The organism is Cytobacillus depressus (assembly GCF_008923245.1).
In the GTDB taxonomy this organism is placed as follows: Bacteria; Bacillota; Bacilli; order Bacillales; family Cytobacillaceae; genus Cytobacillus; species Cytobacillus depressus.
Genome location: NZ_WBOS01000009.1, coordinates 74,964 through 98,457 on the forward strand (window position 1 = coordinate 74,964; position 23,494 = coordinate 98,457).

Annotated in this window: 14 protein-coding genes; 10 read left to right on the forward strand and 4 right to left on the reverse strand. The window is 38.1% G+C overall.

From position 1 onward, the window contains the following. The first annotated feature begins 83 nt into the window (after nucleotides 1-83). The 7 genes from lpdA (at nucleotide 84) to F7731_RS17050 (ending at nucleotide 10,400) form a co-directional block, all read left to right on the forward strand. Entirely contained in the window at nucleotides 84-1,487 is a 1,404-nt protein-coding gene (gene lpdA, locus F7731_RS17020) for a dihydrolipoyl dehydrogenase (RefSeq protein WP_151536007.1), read from the forward strand. A 152-nt stretch (nucleotides 1,488-1,639) separates the two neighbouring features. Then, nucleotides 1,640-3,097: a DASS family sodium-coupled anion symporter gene (locus tag F7731_RS17025; protein ID WP_151536008.1), complete on the forward strand. Its 1,458-nt coding sequence runs from the start codon at nucleotides 1,640-1,642 to the stop codon at nucleotides 3,095-3,097. 75 nt (nucleotides 3,098-3,172) lie between these two features. Beyond that, complete coding sequence (locus tag F7731_RS17030) at nucleotides 3,173-6,010, forward strand: 2-oxoglutarate dehydrogenase E1 component (protein ID WP_151536009.1); 2,838 nt, start codon at nucleotides 3,173-3,175, stop codon at nucleotides 6,008-6,010. A gap of 28 nt (nucleotides 6,011-6,038) precedes the next feature. Beyond that, nucleotides 6,039-7,268 (forward strand): 2-oxoglutarate dehydrogenase complex dihydrolipoyllysine-residue succinyltransferase, encoded by a 1,230-nt coding sequence (gene odhB / locus F7731_RS17035; protein WP_151536010.1) that lies wholly within the window; start codon nucleotides 6,039-6,041, stop codon nucleotides 7,266-7,268. A 185-nt stretch (nucleotides 7,269-7,453) separates the two neighbouring features. After that, nucleotides 7,454-8,614 carry an ADP-forming succinate--CoA ligase subunit beta gene (sucC, locus tag F7731_RS17040; protein ID WP_151536011.1) on the forward strand — a complete coding sequence of 387 codons (1,161 nt, stop codon included), beginning with the start codon at nucleotides 7,454-7,456 and terminating at the stop codon, nucleotides 8,612-8,614. Nucleotides 8,615-8,639: 25 nt separating this feature from the next. After that, complete coding sequence (gene sucD / locus F7731_RS17045) at nucleotides 8,640-9,542, forward strand: succinate--CoA ligase subunit alpha (protein ID WP_151536012.1); 903 nt, start codon at nucleotides 8,640-8,642, stop codon at nucleotides 9,540-9,542. Between the two features lie 249 nt (nucleotides 9,543-9,791). Next, on the forward strand, nucleotides 9,792-10,400 hold the full coding sequence (locus F7731_RS17050; RefSeq protein WP_151536013.1) for a hypothetical protein: 609 nt from the start codon (nucleotides 9,792-9,794) through the stop codon (nucleotides 10,398-10,400). 217 nt (nucleotides 10,401-10,617) lie between these two features. Here F7731_RS17050 and F7731_RS17055 read toward each other — a convergent pair whose 3' ends face one another. Continuing rightward, nucleotides 10,618-12,012, reverse strand: coding sequence for a DUF4910 domain-containing protein (locus tag F7731_RS17055; protein ID WP_246197259.1), 1,395 nt, complete (start codon nucleotides 12,010-12,012; stop codon nucleotides 10,618-10,620). 421 nt (nucleotides 12,013-12,433) lie between these two features. Beyond that, nucleotides 12,434-14,839: a M14 family metallopeptidase gene (locus tag F7731_RS17060; protein WP_151536014.1), complete on the reverse strand. Its 2,406-nt coding sequence runs from the start codon at nucleotides 14,837-14,839 to the stop codon at nucleotides 12,434-12,436. 556 nt (nucleotides 14,840-15,395) lie between these two features. Here F7731_RS17060 and F7731_RS17065 point away from each other — a divergent pair. Beyond that, complete coding sequence (locus F7731_RS17065) at nucleotides 15,396-15,983, forward strand: 50S ribosomal protein L25 (RefSeq protein WP_151536015.1); 588 nt, start codon at nucleotides 15,396-15,398, stop codon at nucleotides 15,981-15,983. Between the two features lie 1,032 nt (nucleotides 15,984-17,015). Here the strand turns inward: F7731_RS17065 and F7731_RS17075 are convergent. After that, entirely contained in the window at nucleotides 17,016-18,113 is a 1,098-nt protein-coding gene (locus F7731_RS17075; RefSeq protein WP_151536016.1) for an MBL fold metallo-hydrolase, read from the reverse strand. A gap of 323 nt (nucleotides 18,114-18,436) precedes the next feature. On the opposite strand from F7731_RS17075, the gene F7731_RS17080 reads away from it, so the two are divergent. Beyond that, entirely contained in the window at nucleotides 18,437-18,982 is a 546-nt protein-coding gene (locus F7731_RS17080) for a TetR/AcrR family transcriptional regulator (protein ID WP_151536017.1), read from the forward strand. 385 nt (nucleotides 18,983-19,367) lie between these two features. On the opposite strand, the gene F7731_RS17085 is transcribed toward F7731_RS17080, so the two are convergent. Beyond that, nucleotides 19,368-21,965, reverse strand: coding sequence for a M14 family metallopeptidase (locus F7731_RS17085; RefSeq protein WP_151536018.1), 2,598 nt, complete (start codon nucleotides 21,963-21,965; stop codon nucleotides 19,368-19,370). A gap of 322 nt (nucleotides 21,966-22,287) precedes the next feature. On the opposite strand from F7731_RS17085, the gene F7731_RS26755 reads away from it, so the two are divergent. Next, nucleotides 22,288-23,490: an SEC-C metal-binding domain-containing protein gene (locus F7731_RS26755; protein WP_246197260.1), complete on the forward strand. Its 1,203-nt coding sequence runs from the start codon at nucleotides 22,288-22,290 to the stop codon at nucleotides 23,488-23,490. The last annotated feature ends 4 nt before the right edge of the window (nucleotides 23,491-23,494 follow it).

Genomic DNA, 23,494 nt, shown 5'->3' on the forward strand with positions numbered 1-23,494 from the left:
ATATAGAAATGTAAGTATTTATTGTTTACATTGAGGGGGTATGATTCATATGACAATTTGGACATTTTGGAGGGGGAAAAGAAATGGGAGATAATCTTCATTCGACAGACACAATAGTAATTGGAGCAGGACCCGGGGGATATGTAGCAGCGATTCGGGCTGCACAGCTCGGACAAAAAGTGACGATTGTAGAAAAAGAAAACTTAGGCGGTGTTTGTTTAAATGTCGGCTGTATTCCTTCTAAAGCATTGATAACAGCTGGCCATCATTATCATCAAGCACAAAATTTAGATGTGTTCGGTCTTTCTGTACCTAAGGTTGAAGTCGATTTTTCAAAAGTTCAAGCTTTCAAAGAAAGCGTTGTCAATAAGCTAACAGCTGGAGTTGGCATGCTCTTAAAAGGGAATAAAGTCGAAATTGTAAAGGGAACAGCTACATTTGTGGATGCTAATACTGTAAAGATTAATAGTGTAGAAGGAGAAAAAAACATCCACTTTAAACATGCGATTATTGCAACAGGATCGCGTCCGTTTGAACTTCCGACAATGAAATTTTCCAATAGAATTATCGACTCTACAGGGGCACTAAACTTAAAGGGGATTCCTAAAAGTTTACTCGTTGTTGGTGGCGGTGTGATTGGTGTAGAACTTGTTGGAGCTTACGCTAATTTTGGCGTGAATGTAACAATATTAGAAGGACAAAGTGATATTCTAATTGGCATCGATAATAAAGCAACCTCTATAGTCAAACGGAATCTTAAGAAAAAAGGGGTTGACATCTATACAAAGGCGTTCGTAGAAGGTGCGAAGGAAACTGACAATGGTGTCGAGGTTACTTGTGAAATTAATGGAGAAAAAAGAATATTTGAAGCGGACTATTTGCTTGTAAGTGTTGGTAGAAAACCTAATACAGACAAGATCGGTTTAACAGAGGCCGGTGTAGAAATAGATGAAAAGGGTTTGATAAAAACTGATAACCAATGCCGAACTTCCATCCCTCATATTTATGCGATAGGGGACATAATTTCAGGACCGCAGCTTGCTCATAAAGCTTCATATGAAGGAAAAGTAGCTGCTGAAGCGATTGCGGGAGAAAAAGCAATTGTAGATTATACATGTATACCTGCTGTCGTATTCTCAGAACCAGAAATTGCTGTTGTTGGTCATTCCGAAGAAAGTGCAAAAAAGGCCGGAATTGATACGAAAGTTTCCAAATTTCCATTCGCTGCTAACGGTAGAGCCATCGCTCTTAATCAGATAGAAGGTTTTGTCCAGCTTGTTACAAGAGCAGATAATGACATGGTTATTGGCGGACAAATTATCGGTCCGAATGCTTCGGATATGATTGCTGAAATAACTCTCGCTATTGAAACTGGTTTAACGGCTGAAGATCTTGCTTTAACCATTCATGCTCATCCTACGCTAGGAGAAATTGTTATGGAAACGGCGGAGTTGGCATTGGGAAATCCTATCCATATTGTTAAATAATAAAAGCTGTCAAATGACAGCTTTTTCTATTTGGCTGTTCATGTTATCGACTTATGTAATTAATGTAAGCGTTTCGAAACTTTATAAATCGATTTCATACTAGGTTTGTATATTACAATAATGATGTAGAGAGAAAGGGGAGGGGACTTCTATTGGAGAAAAAAAGAGTTATATCTATTCTTCTAGCATTTGTTGCTTTTCTCATCATTATTTTGCTTCCAAATCCTGATAGTCTGCCAATCGCTGGTCAAAGGGCTTTAGCTATTTTGGCTTTGGCAGTCATTCTTTGGGTGACAGAGGCTGTGTCGTTTCCTGTAAGCGCCGCCATTATTGTCGGTCTCATTACCATTTCTATTGGCTTGGCTCCGACAATCGATAATCCTTCAACACTATATACGAGTCAAGGAGCATTAAAATTGGCCTTAGGCGGATTTAGCTCATCAGCAGTTGGGCTTGTCGGAGGAGCATTATTTATCGCTGCAGCAATGGAGATAACAGGCTTGCATAAGCGTGTAGCGCTCTTCATTATGTCTAAGGTTGGGACGAAAACGAATAGCCTTATCATTGGAACTATACTTGTAAGTATCGTTCTTGCCTTATTCGTACCTAGTGCAACTGCACGGGCTGGTACAACCGTTCCAATCCTAATGGGGATGATTGCTGCATTCGGATTACAAAAAAATAGTAGATTCGCGGCTTTATTGATGATTACGGCTGTTCAAGCCATCTCTATTTGGAATATAGGGATCAAAACAAGTGCGGCACAAAATATGGTCGCCTTAGGATTTATGGAAAAAGCATTTGGTTCAAATATAACTTGGGGTAATTGGTTCATTTATGCTGCACCATGGTCCTTGCTAATGTCAATCGTTCTTTTCTTTGTCATGATTAGACTCATCAAGCCTGAAGTATCAGAATTACCAGGTGGAAAAGAAGTAATTGTCAGTAAGCTGGCCGAATTAGGAAAGCTGACATCTAAGGAATTAAAACTAATTATTATTTCAGTGCTATTACTGTTCTTCTGGTCAACCGAGGGAATTCTTCATCCATTCGATTCGACGACCGTTACACTTATTGCTGTAGCGATCATGCTTTTACCTGGAATAGGAATTTATACATGGAAAGAAGTCGAAAGTAAAATTCCATGGGGCACTTTAGTCGTTTTCGCAATCGGAATTTCATTAGGAACAGTATTATTAGATACACAAGGTGCACAGTGGCTATCATCGGTTACATTAGAAGCTTTAGGCTTAACAAGTATGCCGCTTGTTTACGTTATTATGATTCTTTCTTTATTTAACATCTTAATTCATTTAGGTTTTGCAAGTGCAACAAGCTTGTCATCGGCTTTTATCCCGATTGTTATTGCCCTTGTTACCGCAATGGGGCCTACATCCTTTAATGGTCCGGGGCTTGTATTAATTCAGCAATTCGTGATTAGCTTTGGTTTCTTATTACCGGTAAGTGCACCTCAAAATATGCTTGCATATGGTACGGGCACATTTACATCGAAAGATCTATTAAAATCTGGTCTTCCAATTACAATCATTGGCTATATCTTAATTATCATTTTCAGCTTAACTTATTGGAAATGGGTTGGATTACTATAAAAAGAAGACTGGAATTGCCATATAAGTTATATAAATTGTAAAACTATTTGCCTACAATTTTAGGAGGGAAAATAGATGCAAGAAACATATAAAGGAAATCCATGGAGTGACTTCCATGGCCCAAATCTTGGATATTTATTAGAACAGTATGATTTGTATTTAGAAGATATGTCATTAGTAGATGAGAGCTTAAGAGCGATGTTTGCCAAATGGGGAGCCCCTGAACTGCAAGATGGTAACTATACCGAGCAGTCTCAGCAAAATGTATCGCCTTCATATATTTTAAATAAAATGAAAGCGCTCGTTAATGTATTAAAGTTGGCTGAAAACATCCGTGCAATGGGTCATTTAAAAGCAGATATTTATCCATTAGAGAAGCAAGAAGCGACTGACATGTTTTCTTTGTCTACCTATGGGCTAACAGAAAATGATGTAAGAGAAATCCCAGTAGAAATGATTTGTCCGGAAATGAGCGGCAAATTATCTGATGGTTTAGAAGCCATTCAATATTTAAAACAAGTATACACAGGCTTTGTTGGGGTAGAAATTCAGCATATTGATCCAGAAGAAAGAAAATGGCTGCAAAGCAAAATTGAAACTGGGTTTCTTAATAAAGAATTAGTGGAAGCACAAAAAACAGCTCTATTAACAAATTTGTATGAAGCAGAGGGCTTTGAGCAATTTCTACAAAAAACATATGTAGGACAAAAGCGTTTTTCCGTTGAAGGATTGGAAACATTAGTTCCTGCTATTAATGAAATCGTAGCTTTAGGTGCAGAGGATGGCATGCAAGACGTGATGATTTCTATGGCTCATAGAGGGCGGCTAAATGTGCTTGCCCATGTGTTAGAAAAACCATATGAAGCGATTTTTTCACAATTCCAGCATTCGAAATGGGAGCCAAATGAATTCGATCGAAATCGAACATTAAGTACAACTGGTGATGTAAAGTATCATGCTGGTGATGTAAAGAAAAGACGAATCAATGATAAAGACATTAAAGTAACATTAGCGTATAACCCAAGTCATTTAGAGGTTGCGGGAACAGTAGTAGAAGGCTATACAAGAGCTGCTCAGGAGGATCGCTCTGAAAAAGGATATCCAAAACAGGATGTAACAAAAGCGTTAGCTGTTTTAGTGCATGGAGATGCGGCTTTTCCAGGACAAGGAGTAGTAGCTGAAACGCTTAACTATTCAAGTACAGCTGCTTATCAAACCGGGGGAACTATTCATATTATTGCGAACAATAGAATTGGTTTCACTACGGAAAGTGAAGATTCCAGGTCTACTAGATATTCAAGTGATATGGCGAAAGGATTTCATATTCCGATTTTCCATGTAAATGCGGATGCTCCTGAGGCGACTCTTTCCCTCATTCGCTTGGCTTTTGAGTATCGCCAAACTTTTAACAAAGATATATTAATCGATTTAATTGGTTACAGAAGACTTGGCCATAACGAAATGGATGAACCAATGGCTACGAATCCAGTTACTTACCAAATCGTCCGTAAACATCCGACAATTACAGGAATTTATAAGCAACAGCTATTAAATGAAAAGTCCTTAACAGAAGAACAAATAGCTGCCATTGAAACGAATACATTCGGAAAATTTGCAAAAGCCTATGAAAATATCGATAAAAACCAAGAAGAAATTAAGAGTCTTGAAGATATGTTAGCATTTGCAAATAAAGATGTTGCCAAAGTTGATACGACTGTTGATAAGGCGTCCTTAACGAAAATCAATCAGGAGATTTTAGAGTGGCCGGAAAACTTCAATGTGTTTGGAAAACTGAAAAGAATTTTAGAACGCAGGCTTGATGTTTTTAAGAACAAAGGGAAAGTTGATTGGGCACATGCAGAAGCATTAGCTTTCGCAACTATTTTGCAGGATGGCTCTCCGATTCGGTTGACGGGCCAAGATTCTGAGCGTGGAACTTTCTCCCATCGGAATCTAGTACTGTCAGATGAAAAAACGGGGGAGAAATATTGCCCAATGCATACACTTAGCACTTCAAATGCATCCTTTGCTATCCATAATAGCGTTTTATCTGAAGCAGCCATTTTAGGCTTTGAATATGGCTATAATGTGATTTCACCTGAGACACTCGTATTATGGGAAGCGCAATTTGGAGATTTTGCAAACGGAGCACAAATTATTTTAGACCAGTTTATTTCGCCGGGGAAAGCGAAATGGGGACAAACATCAGGGGTTGTGATGTTATTACCGCATGGCTATGAGGGTCAAGGCCCTGAACATTCAAGTGCAAGATTAGAACGTTTTCTCCAGCTTGCTGCTGAGAATAATTGGTCTGTAGCGAATCTTTCTTCTTCTGCTCAATATTTTCATATTTTAAGAAGGCAGGCTGCTATGCTTCTTTCAGATGAAGTAAAACCGCTTGTATTAATGGCACCGAAAAGCTTATTACGCCATGCTTCAGCCGCATCTTATCTGGAAGAATTCACGAATGGAGAATTCCAGCCGATTATTGAGCAACCAGGTTTAGGTAAAGAACCTGAACAAGTGGAGAGAATTGTATTTACTAGTGGCCGCTTAGCAGTTGAGCTATCTGATCATTTAACAGATGTTGAACAATTCAAATGGTTAGATATCATTCGAATCGAAGAAATATATCCTTTCCCAGAACAGGAAATTAAGAATCTATTAAAAAAATATAAAAATCTTAAAGAAATTATCTGGACTCAAGAAGAACCTAAAAATATGGGCGCATGGACATATATTGCTACACGCTTACAACAATTGTTACCAAATGATATACAAGTTTCCTATAACGGCCGCCCGGAAATGGCGAGTCCTTCTGAAGGAGATCCGGTTGTTCATAAGAAAGAACAACAAAGAATTATTAACAATGTTTTTACACTAGCAAAAGAAAAAGTAAGTTCAATGAACTAGACATTTACAAAAGGGGATGTGCAGAAAAATGTCAGAGATCAAAATTCCTGAATTAGCAGAATCGATTACAGAGGGTACCATTGCACAATGGCTAAAGCAGCCTGGTGAAACGATAGCAAAAGGTGATTATATACTAGAGCTTGAAACAGACAAAGTAAATGTAGAGATTATTTCTGAGTACGATGGGGTATTGCAAGAAAAATTGAAAGAAGAAGGTGACACTGTAAATGTAGGGGAAACGGTTGCGATTGTTGGCGAAGGCAGCCAGAGCAGCACTCCTTCACCTTCTGAAAGCGGTCAAAGTGAATCAAAGGAGGTATCCGAAGAAAAATCAGAGCCAACACCTGCTGCATCAAGTGATGTAATTGCTTCTCCTGCTGCAAGAAAATATGCGAGAGAGCACGGCATTGATTTAAATCAAGTTGCTTCAGCTGATCCATTAGGCAGAGTGCGTAAACAGGATGTATCTAATTATGAGCCGGTAAAACAAGCGCCTGCAGCAAAACCAGCTCCAGCAGCTACACCTGCAGTACAACAGCCGACTATTTCAGATAGTAAACCAGTCGAGAGAATTAAAATGTCTCGCAGACGCCAAACGATTGCTAAGCGACTTGTAGAAGTCCAACATACCGCGGCGATGTTAACAACATTTAATGAGATCGATATGACTGCCATTATGAATTTAAGAAAGAAAAGAAAAGATGATTTCTTAAAACAATATGATGTGAAATTAGGATTCATGTCCTTCTTTACGAAAGCAGTTGTTGGTGCGTTAAAAGCCTATCCTTTACTGAATGCAGAAATTGATGGCGATGAAATTGTCAAGAAAAACTTCTATGATATTGGTGTCGCTGTTTCTACTGACGGAGGATTAGTCGTTCCTGTTGTAAGAGATGCCGATCGTTTAAACTTTGCTGAGATTGAAAAGGGAATTGGTGATTTAGCAAAGAAAGCGAGAGATTCTAAGCTTACATTAGCGGATATGCAAGGTGGAACGTTTACAATCACAAATGGGGGCACATTTGGTTCATTATTATCTACACCAATATTAAATGCGCCACAAGTTGGAATTTTGGGCATGCATTCAATCCAAAACCGACCTGTTGCAATAGATAATGAAACAATTGAGAATAGACCGATGATGTATATCGCTCTTTCTTATGACCATCGCATTGTTGATGGAAAAGAAGCAGTCGGCTTTCTAGTAAAAGTGAAGCAGCTTCTCGAAGACCCTGAAAAATTACTATTAGAAGGGTAAAAAGGGCATGAGGATTGGATTCTAATTCCCACTCTACGATTCTTTTGGTGAAACGGGCATCAGGATCGCGTTCTGATTCCCACCCTATGTTTTTTGATAATAGGAAAATTAGGAAGCTATTATCCGACAATTGGAATAGCTTCCAAGTATAAATATAAGACTTTCTAAATTAGAGGAGGAGTAATATGAATATTCATGAGTATCAAGGAAAAGAAGTCCTTAGACAATATGGAGTTATGGTTCCGAACGGAAGAGTTGCTTTTACAGTTGAAGAGGCAGTTGAAGCAGCAAAAGAACTAGGTACTGAAGTATGTGTGGTGAAAGCACAAATTCATGCAGGTGGCCGTGGTAAGGCTGGCGGTGTAAAGGTTGCTAAAAATTTAGAAGAAGTACGTTTGTATGCGACCGAGATTTTAGGAAAAACACTTGTTACACATCAAACAGGGCCAGAAGGGAAAGAAGTCAAGCGTCTTCTCATTGAAGAAGGCTGTGATATTCAAAAAGAGTACTATGTTGGCCTAGTATTGGACCGTGCCACTTCACGCGTCGTTCTTATGGCTTCTGAAGAGGGTGGAACAGAAATTGAGGAAGTAGCTGAAAAAACACCTGAGAAGATTTTTAAGGAAGAAATCGATCCAGTTGTTGGCTTAACTCCTTTTCAGGCTCGTCGAATAGCTTTTAATATTAATATTCCAAACAAACTAGTTGGACAGGCTGTTAAATTTATGATGGGCTTATATCAAGCTTATATCGAGAAGGACTGCTCTATTGCAGAAATTAATCCGCTAGTCATTACTGGCGACGGTAAAGTTATTGCCTTAGATGCAAAATTAAACTTTGACTCTAATGCTCTCTATCGTCAGAAAGATATTATTGAATTACGTGACTTAGATGAAGAAGATCCGAAAGAAATTGAAGCTTCCAAGTATGACTTAAGCTATATTTCATTAGATGGAAATATTGGGTGCATGGTGAATGGTGCGGGACTTGCGATGGCGACAATGGATATCGTTAAGCACTATGGCGGCGATCCCGCTAACTTCCTTGATGTTGGTGGCGGTGCAACAGCTGAGAAAGTAACAGAAGCCTTCAAAATTATTCTGTCTGATGAAAGCGTTAAAGGAATCTTTGTGAATATCTTTGGCGGAATCATGAAATGTGATGTCATCGCAACAGGCGTTGTAGAAGCCGCAAAACAAGTAGGCTTAAAGGTGCCTTTAGTTGTTCGTTTAGAAGGAACAAATGTTGATTTAGGCAAGAAAATTCTTGCTGAATCAGATATTGATATTATTGCAGCAGATTCTATGGCTGACGGTGCACAAAAAATTGTTTCATTAGTTGGTTAGGCGAAAAAGTAAAGGAGGAATCATAATGAGCGTATTTATTAATAAAGATACTAAAGTAATCGTACAAGGAATTACAGGGGCAACAGCCCTCTTTCATACGAAACAAATGCTTGAATATGGTACACAGATTGTTGGTGGTGTCACTCCTGGAAAAGGAGGAACAGAAGTCGAAGGTGTACCTGTTTTCAATACGGTTGAGGATGCTGTAAAGTCTACTGGGGCAACAGCTTCAGTAATTTATGTTCCAGCTCCATTTGCCGCGGATGCGATTTTAGAAGCGGTTGATGCAGAACTTGAACTTACAATCTGTATCACAGAGCATATTCCTGTACTAGATATGGTGAAGGTAAAACGCTATATGGAGGGCAAGAAAACTCGCCTAATAGGACCGAACTGCCCAGGTGTCATCACAGCAGACGAATGTAAGATTGGTATAATGCCAGGTTATATTCATAAGAAAGGTCATGTGGGAGTTGTTTCACGTTCTGGAACGCTAACCTATGAAGCAGTACACCAATTAACGACAGCTGGTATTGGCCAAACTACTGCTGTTGGTATCGGGGGCGATCCTGTTAATGGAACAAACTTCATCGATGTGTTAAAAGCATTTAATGAAGACCCTGAAACATATGCGGTTATTATGATAGGGGAGATTGGCGGTACAGCTGAAGAAGAAGCCGCTGAATGGGTGAAAGCGAATATGACGAAGCCTGTAGTCGGATTTATTGGTGGACAAACTGCTCCTCCAGGAAAACGTATGGGCCACGCAGGTGCGATCATTTCAGGCGGTAAAGGTACGGCAGATGAGAAAATCCGCGTCATGAACGAATGTGGAATTGAAGTTGCTCCTACACCATCAGTCATGGGTAAAACATTGATTAAAGTACTGAAAGAAAAAGGCCTTTACGATAAATGTAAAACACATTAATAAAGGAAATTAGGTTACTAAACAGAGACATTTTTATAATAAGGTCGAAACAAAAGAAAAATAGTCTTCTCTTTTCGGGAAGGCTATTTTTCTTTTGTTTAATTTTATAGGATGCTTAATGGATTAATTATAAAAATACTATATTAAACTTTAATATTGGAGTATAACAATATACAATAAGAGAGGCTCGTTGAAAAAGCCCGATTATTTATAAGTAGATATGTTCAGCAATGTTAGGGAGGATTTCATTTGATTAAAATAATCTGGCTGTATATCCTTTTGTTTTTTATAGCTCTATTAATGGGGTTCGTTGGTGCTCCCCAATGGATTGTTAATATCGTTTTTATTCTGTTCGTATTTGTCATTCTTTATATTTTATTCTATCCGATTCTGTTCGAAAAAGATCTCAAAAAGATCATGAGGTTTTTAAGAAAGTCGAAACAATCACATTATCAATTTATTTACCATATGTTCAATGGGGATATGCAAGTCGCTGAAAAGTCGATTGAACGAATTCGTTCAAAGCAACTAAAAAATATCGATAAGATTATGCTGTTAGTAAAGCAGGAGAGGTTCACGGATGCGAAAGCACTCCTTCCACAGTTAAGGAATTCCGTATATAAATGGTACTATAGTGCGGCAATTGCGCTTGAAGAAAAGGATGAAGAGGCATATAAGAAATTCAAATCTCATCTTAAAGATCCAATCTATATTTCGTGGCTTGAGATGGAGGAAAAAGTCCGTCTTGGCAGAAAAGATGAGGCATTAGCGATGCTCGATGAACAAATGGCGACGCTAAGAGGATTGAAATTATTATCCGCTGCACAATATCAAAAAGAGCTAGAAGAAAGATTCTAGGACACTGAATAAATTGGTCCTGATCCCAGACTCGTTAGCATATAAATGGAGCGGGGATCAGCATTTTTTAATGAAATGGCTTTGTTAAACAATGTTGTTAATGGACACGCGGTTTCGATTTACCTTCCATAAAGAGTCGGCGTTACTTAAAACAAAATGCAATTGAAAATGAATGAAGCTGTTGCTACAAATGTTCGCAACAGCTTCCAATTAGATATTAAAGGTGTAGATCCCCATCAAACTTAGCTTCTATAGGTATAGGGGCTACCTTAGAACGTTCTAAAGCCGGTGTATCAGGACGGGCTGCCTGATAGATGGCCGCGCCTAGTACTTGAGCTGTTTTTAATAGTTTTTCTTTGCTTATTAATTCAATTTTATCATTAGGAGAATGGTATTCTGGTTCTAGGGGAGCATACGAAAAGACAGCTGCCGGAATGCCAACCTCTGTGAATGGCTGGTGGTCACTCCTTCCGACTTGGTTATACGAAATCGCTTCATACAATCGAGTTCCGGCCGAATTTCCTAAAGTTGTGACGGTGTTCGGCTTGCCATCTACTGTAAACATTGCAAATTCCCCGGCATTTTTGCTTCCTACCATGTCCATATTAAACATTGCAACCGTACGGTTAATTTCATCCTTGGAAAGCTGCTTAGTATAATGATAGGATCCTAGCAAACCTCTTTCTTCTGCACCAAACGTAATAAAACGAATTTCGGTATCAGTAGGGGTGTTTGCCAGTACTCTAGCTAACTCCAATAAAACAGACGTTCCTGATGCGTTGTCACTCGCGCCTGTACCAACTGCAACGGAATCATGATGAGCTCCAACCATGATAATTTGCTTTGTATCATTATTGGCTTGCGGTTTTTTGGTGGCAATGACATTATAGGAGGTTGCCATGGTAAACTTCGCACCTTCAATTCGCATTGTGCCGGTAAGAGCTGTTTGTCCCAAAGTAGAAACTAATGCGTCCCCCTCTGCTTTGGTCATGAATAAGGTTGGAAGATTCGATTCATCAGCTGCAAGGTTTGACGTGGGTAATCCTGCCACATCGTTGATAATAATGACTCCGCTTGCCCCGGCATTTTTGGCATTTGACATTTTTGTTGCAAAGGGAATTCCTCCGCCTCGATGAACCAAAGCAATTTTTCGGGATACATCTTTTCCAGCCACTTCAGCTTCACTTCCAAGTCCAACATATACCAACTCACTGCTCATTCCGCCGGATGGTGTATTTTGCGAGTAACCAAAAGCCGTTACCTGATAACTCGTTCCATTTACAGAAAAAGAGGCTGTCGTTGGTCTGTTGTAGCTGGATACAATTTTAAATGGCTGGATCTCCACATTATTGAAGCCATATTGCTTAAATTGATTTGCTATGTACTCTACCGTTTGGTCTTCCTTTGCTGTGCCGGCTACACGCGGGCCGATGGTCTCTGCCAAATAAGAAACATTTTCATAAATACGATCGACATCAATGCGTTTTACAACCTTGTTGTCAAAGGCTTGTTGGGATGGATTGTCCCTTGTCTCTGCAAAAGCAGAGTGTGAAGCTGCCAATAAACTTCCAATAAGAATTGTTGTACCTACAATCTTCGTACCCTTTTTCAAAATCGTTCCCCTCCCTATTTAACAATCAAGTTAATTATATAGTCATAGTTTAAACGTCTTCAATGGGAGGTTTTGTCGTATTATGACTAGTACTACTGAATGATTGTGAGCAGGTTGTAATATTTAATAATGTTGATTTTCCCGTGCCATTTATTTTAGCTGTATTTCTCGTTTAATTTCAGGATCCTTTCCTCATACATTTTCTTAGTTATGCGGCTTATAGCATACGGCCCCCATACATTAATAAAATGCTTCATTTCCTTTTCTCGAGCTCTTACGCTACTAATCTTGACGCCATTGCGCCCATATGTTTAAGCCAGTCCTAGGCGAATTGCCCAAAAGATATATGTTATTGCATTATTTTAGAAAATTGGAAAATGAAAAAGGAGTTGACCCCGTAAGGCCAACCCCTTGCAAACCGTTAGTTTATTGTAAGCGTTACAGAATTATAGTTTTTCCCATTACCAAGTGGATTGTAGTTTTTCTCAATGTTTCCTGCGGCGTCCACGGCGAAATAATTGATGGTTGTTGTCTTTTCAATTTTTAATGTTTCTGCAAATTCGCGGGTGCCGCTTAAATTAATTTTAGCTGATTGGAAGGTAGGGCGGCTGCCGTCAAGCGTATAATAAATGGTGGCTGGCTCACTTGTTTCAATCTTAACTTCAACCGGACCTGTGTATTTACCGTTTCCAGGTGTAGCTTTTGAGGAAGGCGGCTGATGGTCTTTTGAACTGTTGTAGGCTACTTTAATTAAGCCAATCAATCCATTGGCAAATTCCATTGCTTCTTCATGACCTTCTACAAAGGCTGGCTGGAATCCAACTGCCTGCCATCTTTTTGTATCCTTATTCCATAAATCTGCCCCTACTTCGAAGTTCCAGGCATAAATCCCCTTTTCATACCATAGGTAGTCCGCAGAGTTACCTGCAGCAGAGTATAGTACGTCAGGAATTGGACCTGTACGGCTAGGTAGAATGACCGTTCCGCGGTGGTCTTGAATATCATTTAAGATGTTATTAGAAGCTGCCCAGTAAAACGCTTCTTCACCAGCTGATGGGCGTGGCAGTGTTGTACGTTTTGAATCGTAAGCACCAGGGGACCACATGAAGTAGCCGCCATAACTATGAATATTCATTGCAAACTTAATATTTGGGTTTTTGTCAGCAAGCCAGACAAGGTTTCTTGCTTCAGGCTCAGAGTTTTCAGCTGGTCCAGCGTAAGTTTCTCCCGTGCAACTTGTACCTCCGCCAATATAACCATCAAAAACGGAACCAACAGAATGGTTGCGGTTAAGGTCAACTCCCCAATTATTGCGGTACCCAGGGTCAGAGGCAGTGGGACCACAGTGATTGGTCATATTCTTCCGCTGCATATTGTAATCATTGAAGCTGTAATTGGCACCATCAGGGTTTACTGAAGGTACAAGGAATATATCAAGATTATCGACAAGCTTTCTTGTCTCACTATCTTGACTATAGTTTCGCAGTAGTCTTTCCGCCGTTTCGATTGTTACGAGTGGGGTCACCCATTCACGGGCATGCTCCTGAGCATATCCAAGAACACCTGGTTTAGAACCGTCACGATGCTTGCCGATCCGGATCGCTTTTACTGTAAAAGGATCACGGGAAACGTCTTCCCCTGCTTTTAAGCCGTCAGTTAATATCACAGCATTTGTAGTTGGTGGGACAACACCAGCACCAGTATTACCGCGGTATGTAGTCGCAGTTACAAGTTGGCTAGCATTCTCATTCAGTGCTTTAACCACTTGTGCTGCAGTACTTGTCGCCTTTCCTGACGAATCAGTAGCTAAATCTACTAATATCTTGGTACCATCTACAGTCACTTTTATTGGTGCATTATTGGTTCCCGGATTCTTGAATTCTACCGATACATCATTCCCGCCTTCATGCCCCCATGCTTTTGAGGAAACAACAACTGCGAGATTCGTCGTGCCGCCGATAGTTGCTTGGGCAAGACGTCTGTAACCATTTGTTTTATTTGGCATATCAATGATTTCTACCAAGTTCGGGAATTCTTTTGCAAGTTTTTCGGCACGTTCATATAATTCATTTGGTGCCATATAGTGGTCAACAAAATCCGTAACATAATCTGTTTTTGGATGTTTCGGCTCTTTCCCTAACCATTCAGTAATGGTGCTCGTGGCTGTTCCTCCAAGATTACTTTCAATTTTAACAGATGAAGGAATGGCGCTAACTGGTAGAAGCAAATAGTGATATAAATATTCACCGTAATCTACCAATCTAGAAAGTGTAGCAGATTTTTCCTCACCGTTCTCGGTCCAAGTTGCTTTCAGTGCTGTGCTAGCAGTCGCACCGGCACTTGATTTCACTTCGAGATATAGGAAGGTGCCTGATTGATTGTTAAAATGGTTTGCCCTAAGGACTTTAAGTGTATCCTCGGAAGCTGCCAGACTGGCTTGCAGCTGGACAGCAGATTGTCGCTCAGCCACGCGTGTGTTCCATTGATTTTCGGTGATCAGGGTCTCTTTTACATTGATGCCAAAGGTCTTTAACATGACAATTTCTGTTGGTGTGACAACGGCATCCACTTCATAGACTCCGTCGTGTGCTTCGATTCTGTGGGTAAGGTCAATTCCAAGCTCAAGAAGCTTGTCCTTTGCCTTATCATTTGGTACTACAAGTTGAACAATTGAGACCGATTCTTCCTCTGGAATCGGCAGGTCAGGCTCTTCGACCGCTGCAACCGGAATACTTAGGCTTGGATAAAATGTAGAGAACCCTAGTCCGGTTATGGCAGTCATCACCACTAAATTCCTTTTCCATTTCTGCTTTTTCTGTTTTGTCAAAAACTGCACCCCCAAAATGCTAGAAATTTTAATACAAGCTTATTGTAAATTGAATGTACTTAATATCTTGTCGTAAAATCAGGGGCAGTTAAAAATCCGCTCTACAAAAATTTTATTGAGAAAATATAATACTTTATTTTAGAAGAATAAATTTTTAGGTTGTTTTTCCTATTTAAAAAGTACTGTGCCACTCGAAAAGTCTAGTAATTTTAGGAGCACAAAAGTTACTAGATTTTATTCCATTATAAATCACATAAATTGTATATTGATAATCAACTGTTTTTATTGTTTAATAATGTTGCTTTTTGTTTAAATTTGTAAAAGGAAAGTTATAATATATTTCATGTGAATTGCGGCTCTGTTGTTAAAAACCATTAAATGCCTATCAACCTTTGTGCCAGTCCAATATTTAATGAAGAAACAAGAATTATTTTGAATGGGCCTTTTCAATGAAATAATAGAATTGATTAGGTATACTTGAATAGTAAGGTAATTTTTAGACATTTCTATAAAAATGAAAGTCTAAGATTCAAATAAAAAGAAGGGTGGAAGTAAAATGAATACGTTAGTAGCTCAAGAAAGAAAAGACTTTAAAAAAGGTTCTTTGAGGAAATTGAAAAATAATGGAGAGATTCCTGCAGTTGTTTATGGTAGGGAGATTAATACAAAATCTATTTCTATTAAAAACGCAGATTTACTAAAAGTGATAAAAGCTATTGGTAGAAATGGCATAATATCTCTTAATCTTGATGGAAAATCAACAAGCGTTATTTTAAGAGATTATCAAAATAAAGCTATAACAAAAGAAGTAGTTCATGTAGACTTCCTTCAAGTTAATCAGCACACTGAAATCGACACTAAAGTGAATGTAATTCTAAAGGGAACATCGAATGGCGAGAAAGCCGGGGGAATAGTGAAACAATTTCTTCACGAATTGAATATAACTGCTAAAGCAAATGATATCCCTGATAATATTGAAATTGATATCACTGATTTTGAAATCGGTCGGACTGTACGAGTAGGAGATCTTAAAAAAGATTATAGTAACTTTACAATCAATAATGAGAATGATGAAACTATAATAATGATAGACTATGCGAAGACCACAGAGGAAGAAGAGGATATTAGTGCAGTTGAAGTTTAAAGAGTTCGTCTTAATACTTTCTGCAACAAATATCCCTCTATGCTAATGCTCTGCCAAGCTTAGCTAATTTCAAATTACCGTTTAGAATTATAAATAAACCGAAAAACTATGTCAATACGTTTAAAGCATTTAAAATGAAATGTTTTTCCAATAAAAAAAATCAAAGCAGCAATACTATAGGTATAACTGCTTTGATTTCTTTATTTACTTGATTGAACTTGAAATACCTCAATAGTACCAATCATTTCAATTCCAGGAATACTTGTACTTAATTAAGACGGTATTCGAGTCTTCTGCCCAATGTCCTGTATAAGAAATAACGGCATCTATATCTATAACATCTTTAAGTTTTAGATGTGAAACCTTAAAAGATGCTAACATTTTGCTAACGCAATCCCATAAGAAACGGTTAATTGCCGTTAAAGAAGTTACAGCCAACAATATCAAAACGTTGATTTACCGCGCTTTTTTCACCTCTAGTTAACGATATTACACACTCTCAGCTTACGGGCGGCATGATGTAATAAGTGCCTAGGTAAGATGAGAGTGGTTTGCTAACATTTTGCTAACATTGAGGATAATAATCGAGGCTTCTCATAAGTTCACTGAACTTTTGGGAGGCTTCTTTTTTCATTATTTGCGTGAAGTGAAGGTACACATTTTTGGTAATCTAATCGTCGGTATGACCAAGACGGTCCATGATTTGTTCGAGTGAGACACCTTCCTCGGGGTTTTGAAACAACAATTCAGTCTGTATCACCATTTAATGGAAAAATCCCCATCTTGTTTTGAGATGAGGAATTAGCGAGTTACTGAAGTATCGTTCCCGGTTAGTTACCCGTTCTATTTGCATATTTTGAATCTGCCGGGTATCAATCATCAGAAATCTCTATATTCGAGAGTGTGTCGTTCAAATCTCTAAGTTCCTCGGTAGTTAACTCAACGTCCACTGCACCAAGATTACTTTTAGGCGCTCTAGTTTGCGCGTACCGAGAAATCAACATATCTAAGCTATGCCCTGTGTTTCTCAATTTACATTTTCCACCATGATGAGACAGGAACAGATAGCTCTCCAGTTAATCGAGCAGTTTCACCAATTTTAGGGGCTATGAGGTTCCGTTCTGCTTTCTTTGCCTCTATTAATGCGCGTTCTATAGGTTCTGTCCAACCGTGATAAGCAAGCGTAAAAGCTCCCCAATGAATTAACATCATAATCTTCCCATTTACATCTAAATCGGCCTGTACAGCTTGTTCGGGTGTCATATGAACCCAAGACCAACGTCGGTCGTATTGACCGCCTTCAATTAAAGTGATGTCAAAAGGACCGTATTTTTTTCCGATTTCCTTGAAATGTGCATCATAACCACCATCCCCACTGGTATAGAAACGGGTATCTTTACCAAGAATGACCCAACCACCCCATAATGTCGTATCTCGATTAAAAGGTCCTCTTCCAGAGAAATGTTTGGATGGAGTGAATGCAACCGTTAAACCTAGGAACTCTGTTTCATCCCACCAATTAAATTCTGTAATTTTTTCTTTTTCAACTCCCCATCGGATCAAGTGAGCACTTACACCGTAAGGAACGAAGAAATGACCGATCTTATCCTTCAGCTTTCGAATAGATGGATAATCTAGGTGATCGTAATGATCATGGGTAATGAAGACAGCATCAATAGGCGGCATTCTATCAATAATATGCAACATATCTTCACTGTAGCGTTTGCTTCCTGCAAAAGAAACGGGTGAAGCTACTTTACCCAGCATGGGGTCTACAAGTATCTTTTTGTTATCGATACTGAGTAAAAAAGCAGAATGCCCAAACCAAGTTAAACTATCTTCTTCACTTTTAATTTTGTTCCAATCAATCTCTGAAACAGAAACTTGACCGGCAGGATTGCGATCTTTACCACCTGTAATAGACTCCTTCATCAGAGAGAAGTAATCAGATAGACTCATATCCAACTTTGTTGGCACCTGATTGACAAATTTACCTTTGACATAATTATCTAGCTTCTCATACACTTCTTTTTGTTCTTTACTAGGGTTCCCGCCGAATGCTGGATGTAAGTTAATGAACAATGAAAAGACAACACATAATACAACGAAAAAAATGAATAAATAAATCATTATTATTTCAAACTTCCTTTCCTAACGTTTGTTGCAAGAACAAGTTTTGGTGCAAAATCCCCAATCATCCTTTATGTGGGAGTAAGTCCTTCTATATTTGACATTTCTAACCCTTCTTTCATGTAATTTTCTTCTATTATCTCGAAGGTATATAAATTTGATGTTATCAGAAAAATACATATTGGTGCAATATGGCGCATATGTGTATAATTTAAAATAAAAACAGGTTATCTTCAATAATCAAATAACCACGATTTGTGCCTTAATGCACAATTTGATTAAACTTGTGCACTTATATTCAAGAAAGTTTGGTGACTCTTACAATGTCTATGGTGGATAGAAGAATACTCAAATCCCAAGAAGCAATAAAAAAAGCTTTTATTGAATTGATGTCTGAAAAAAATTTCGATCGAATTACAATACAGGATATTTCTGATAAGGCAAATGTTGGACGAAGAACTATTTATCACCATTACATGGATAAATTTGATCTACTAGATAAACTCATTGAAGAACATATTAACAGGCTGCGGGACTTGTGCGATTCAGCATCTGAAATAGATTTTGTAAACGCGAACCGAATATGGTTCGAATACTTTGAAAGTAATTTTTTATTCTTTTCAACAATGTTGACGAACAAAGGAGTCCCTTTATTTCGTAATCGGTTCCTTGAGTATGTCGTAAAAGAGCTAAAGAATGAAGTGAATGTAACAGAAGGGAAAAATTACGGATTAAGTGAGGATTTTATTGTTCAATTTTTTGGAGTGGCAATTGTTGGGTCAGTGGAATGGTGGTTCAAGAATGGAATGCCTTATCCCCCTCACGTCATGGCAGAGCAAGCAGGAATATTATTAGATAGGAATCTATAATCAATATCTTAAAAGCAGCTTAATCAAACAAGGAGCACTTTGTCTACTGCTCCTTGTTTTGTATAGATTATATTCGTCTCAAGTATCTACCTAATACCTTCAATTTAACAATCCAGAAGAATTGACTGAAGCTTTAGCCTCGGCTGAAGGGCAAGAATTACAAGCCGAAGTCGCAAATCTAATGCCTTTTCTGAATAAGCCATCTGTTATTTCAATTGTTGATTAGTGTTAGGCTAAACAATTGACAAAAGAGTCCTTTCACAAAATTTGTGTTACGGACTCTTTTTTATTCCTTTACTTTTTACTTAAAGGAGACATGAACAGTTGAAGGCTTTTTTACACCTTTGTAAATTTTGTCCAGGCCAGTAGGAATCAGGCTTTTATCCTATGCATCAAAGATGGAATTGGCTATGAAGCGATAGCTGTTCTGTGTGTGTGCTCTAGAGGCGAGGTCGTTGGCAAAAAGGATGAATGTTGTTTTTTTAAATGTGTGGGTCAAGGCAAGGATTTGTCCTTTTGCTTTTTCGTGTCCAGGCCACCATCCAGCTACAAAGAAATCATTACTATTGCTAAAAGAAGCAAGTATTTCGGCTCCTGCGGGTACAGTCGTAATCCACATTCCAGAAGTTGTATAAAGAATCTCATCGGTCTGATAGCCAGATGTGATCAAATGGTTCTTGATTTTTGCTTTGACTAGGCCGTCATGGCCATTTTTTGTGTAGTTGATATTAAAGCCCGGCAGCAATCCTCTATCTTTGACAGCTTTTAATGCATCTAATCCAATTCCCACTAATGTTTTACCTGGTAAATTCGAAGTAATGATGCTGCTACTATCGCTGACAATGACGTCGGCATCAGCCTGTTTGACCATTTTGAAACCAAGCTCCTGAACTGTAAACTTCAATTGATCGGATCCAGTGACAGCCACTTTCGGCTGCTTTAATTGCATTGTTTTTACAGGAATAGCAGTATATATATATCTAGCAGTGAAAAAAAAGTTCTCGCCATAAGTTTGTAAATCTTTTGTTTTGACAATAAAATCGCCTTTATTTATTATTCCTCTTGTTTCAAGTGCCTTTCCAACAAAGGCTCCATTTTTTAGAAAATAGTTTACTAGTTTAATTGTATCATTATCGGTATTAGTCAACACATGGTAAAGTGCTTTTGTTTTTATTTTACCTTTTGGAAGCCCGGTATTCTTAATTCTAATAACATTTTGATTAAAAGCATCTTCATTACGGATTTCAAATACCGTAAATCCTCGTAGATCTGGGAAATTGACGACAGTTGTATCATACATGGCTCCCCAGTCTGAAACATCATCCCCTTTATAAAGCATGGCATTAGCTATACCGCGTTTCGCCTGTTTCAAAGGCACTATAAATGTCCCTTTTGGATAAATGATACCATTTACTTTCGTTTTTATTGTTAATTTATCGACCTTAACACCATTTCGTAATAAATATTGGACCATTTTATAAGCTTCCAGTTTATTTTCTTGTTGTTTTGCATCAATTGGAATCACATAATAATCGGGAAAGAAGTTGTTATTTCCTTTTCTAAATCTTCCAATGGGTTTTCCGGAAGCATTAACCAAATACTTATCGACTGCACGATCATCTATCCCATTTACACCTCGCCTAAAGATTTCAAGCTGATTTTTATATAGTTGATCTTTATTTTCTTTTACAAAAAGAACGGCTCCCAGCCCAACACCTACCATCGCATGAAAACCATCTTGACTTAATGCCGGAATTTCGATTGTATGACCAAGCGATCCGTGCAGCATGGCATACATTGGTGTATAGCCGACAGACATGTCGTCCCATCCGTTTTTATAATCAAGTGCTGGAATGATATAGGAACTAAAATCAGAATTACCTAATCCCGCTTGTCCCATGGAACGAGCCTGTCCGATCATATTGTTGTAAAGCAAATCATATTCATAGTTTGGATTGTGGGGAGGAGTGGTTGGTTCGATCAAGAATGTGCTAACATACCCATGCATATCCAAGAAGGAAAGGGGAGTCCATTTGGCAATTGCCTGGGTCACAAGAATGGTTTCAGGTTGAGTTTGAAAATGATTGTCCCGATTTAAGTCAAATCCATTTGTATTTCTCCTCGTATTTGCGACTCTTCCATCAGGATTATTTGTAAACATGAATAGAAAAATGACATCATTTAGAACTTCATTCACGTTAAGGGTGACTGTTTCTTTTCGGCCATTTTTAACCGTATGAACTGTGATCTTATCTTCCAAGGCAAATTTCCTTAATAATTCAACTTGAGCATCGGGTCCTTCAATTTCATCAGGATGAATATTATTAAACCAAATTGGAATCTGATACTCACCTATAAATCCGTACTCTAGTTTGTTTATTAAAGTTTCTGGATTTTCTAATGCTGTCGGAAGTGTAACTTTTAAATATTTGTCAACAACAACCTTATTTTTTGCCAAAATAACAAAATGAAGGTCTCTGCCCTGTACGGATTTTCCTAGACTGTCGTATTTAAGATAACGGTTGTTTTTTTGGGAAGCTTGTTTAAAAATGCGGTCAATTTCCGGTTTCAACTCTTGATAAAAGAGGAATTCGTCATAGACGTTTAACCGGACAGTGGTAGAAGCCTTAATCTTTGATCGCGGGTCAATCATAGCTAATTCATAATTTCCAATAAACTTTTGATATTGTGTTCGAATGGACCTCTCCGACAGACTCTCTCTATTAAATAGAAGATCAAACTTTAAGGTGACTTTGACAATCCCTGTTTCTCCAATAAATTTAGGTTTATCGATGATGGTAATAAAGGGATCTCCGTTGAAATTTGACCCACTTGTCCATTTTCTCCACTGAGACAGACTCTTTCCTCCAAATTGAAACTCTAGCTGACTTAAGTCAATATTCCTTCCCATATCTGCCTGAATTTCAACGATTCTTGCTTCCGTAAGTGAAAATAAAGACCTGCTAACTTTAAGTTCCAACATAGAATGTTCCTTTCGCTTATAATATTTTATTTTCGTATTATATTCAGAAAAAATTTAAAGGTGACCGACCTGGTTTGGAGCCCGTTTTCTTTTAGCTTTTAATTTTTAATTAATGAGCAGTAAACAAATAACGTTATTTTTTGAATTAATTAAATAGTATTTTTTTTGTGTGACAGTAGAATTAGAGTGAATTTAGCTGTAAAGTTGTAAGGAGACAGGGAATCATGTAAGAATCGTAAATAAAGATGTGTATTTTTCTTAGACTGAGTAATTGTTGTTCTTTCCTAAGAAAATTTAGGAATGTTTTGTTAGAGGTGAAAAAGTGAATAGTAATTTGAATAAGGAAATGCTAAATATTTTAGCAGAATTAAAAGATATGAAAAAGAAAGCAAAGGTTAAAACTGACAATAGGTTTTGGAAGGAGTTAACTATTCCTGTTGCTTTAAATGACAGCCTTAATAGCTTGACTATGGATGAACTCCATGCGATCCGGAAACACTTAAATATTAAAAAGGCTAGTGGCTTAAAAAAAGCGGGTTTAATAGATCTTTTTCAAGAGAAAATCCCGGCTTTATTAGAAAATGTCATTATGACTTTTGATAAAGAGCAATGGGAATTAATTCAGAAAATCATTAAAAATGGGGGACATTTAAAAGCCCCGAATTTAGAAGAATATCAGATCAAGCATTTCCGTGCTTGTGGATTCATATTCACAGGAACAGTTAGCGGGGAAAAGGTACTTGTAATACCAACTGATTTAATAGAGCCACTGAGCTCTCTCAAAGACAGCTCAAAGGTTAAGTCAATCGTTACTCGAAATTCGGAATGGATTAAGCTGACTCATGGACTTCTATATTATTATGGGACATTGAGTGTACCCGAATTAATTGAGTTGCTTGAAAAATACACAACGGATCCATTCGATTCACTAGAATATTTATCAATTATCAACCAAGCATCTACTTTTTATCATGAGGTTCGTATTGACGGACATGGCTTTTCAAATGTAAGGGTATTTGACCCTGAAAAAGTGAAAAAGGAACATTCGAACAGGAAAAGTCTTGACTACTATCCTTTTACAAAAGACCAGCTGCTCAAAGCAGGAGAACCTGGCTACGTCGAACGAAATGATAGCTATCAACAATTCGTTTCCTTTCTCGTTCAAAATTACAACATCAACCGAAATGATGCCGATAGCATTGTTGAAGAGTGCGTGTTTGCTATAAAATTAGGGGAAAGCCCGAACGATATCCTCAAATATTTGCAAAGCATTCTTGAAATCGATAATTTGGACACATTGCAGGGTTTCATGGGGAAGGTTGTTCACCTGATGAATAACACTAGAGAATGGTTCCTTAAAGGATATTCTCCAGTAGAATTGTCGCAGGATATTAATAAAGGTATACTGCCGTTAGCAACAAGTAATGATAATGTTATAGATTTTAATTCACAGCGAAAAGTTGGAAGAAACGATCCTTGTCCTTGTGGAAGCGGAAAGAAATTTAAAAAATGTTGTGGTAGATAAAAAG

Excerpts from the sequence above, each read along its gene's own strand:
- lpdA (WP_151536007.1), top strand. The coding sequence starts at position 84 with ATGGGAGATAATCTTCATTCGACAGACACAATAGTAATTGGAGCAGGA.
- F7731_RS17030 (WP_151536009.1), top strand. The coding sequence starts at position 3,173 with ATGCAAGAAACATATAAAGGAAATCCATGGAGTGACTTCCATGGCCCA.
- odhB (WP_151536010.1), top strand. The coding sequence starts at position 6,039 with ATGTCAGAGATCAAAATTCCTGAATTAGCAGAATCGATTACAGAGGGT.
- sucC (WP_151536011.1), top strand. The coding sequence starts at position 7,454 with ATGAATATTCATGAGTATCAAGGAAAAGAAGTCCTTAGACAATATGGA.
- sucD (WP_151536012.1), top strand. The coding sequence starts at position 8,640 with ATGAGCGTATTTATTAATAAAGATACTAAAGTAATCGTACAAGGAATT.
- F7731_RS17065 (WP_151536015.1), top strand. The coding sequence starts at position 15,396 with ATGAATACGTTAGTAGCTCAAGAAAGAAAAGACTTTAAAAAAGGTTCT.
- F7731_RS17075 (WP_151536016.1), bottom strand. The coding sequence starts at position 18,113 with ATGATTTATTTATTCATTTTTTTCGTTGTATTATGTGTTGTCTTTTCA.
- F7731_RS17080 (WP_151536017.1), top strand. The coding sequence starts at position 18,437 with ATGTCTATGGTGGATAGAAGAATACTCAAATCCCAAGAAGCAATAAAA.
- F7731_RS17085 (WP_151536018.1), bottom strand. The coding sequence starts at position 21,965 with ATGTTGGAACTTAAAGTTAGCAGGTCTTTATTTTCACTTACGGAAGCA.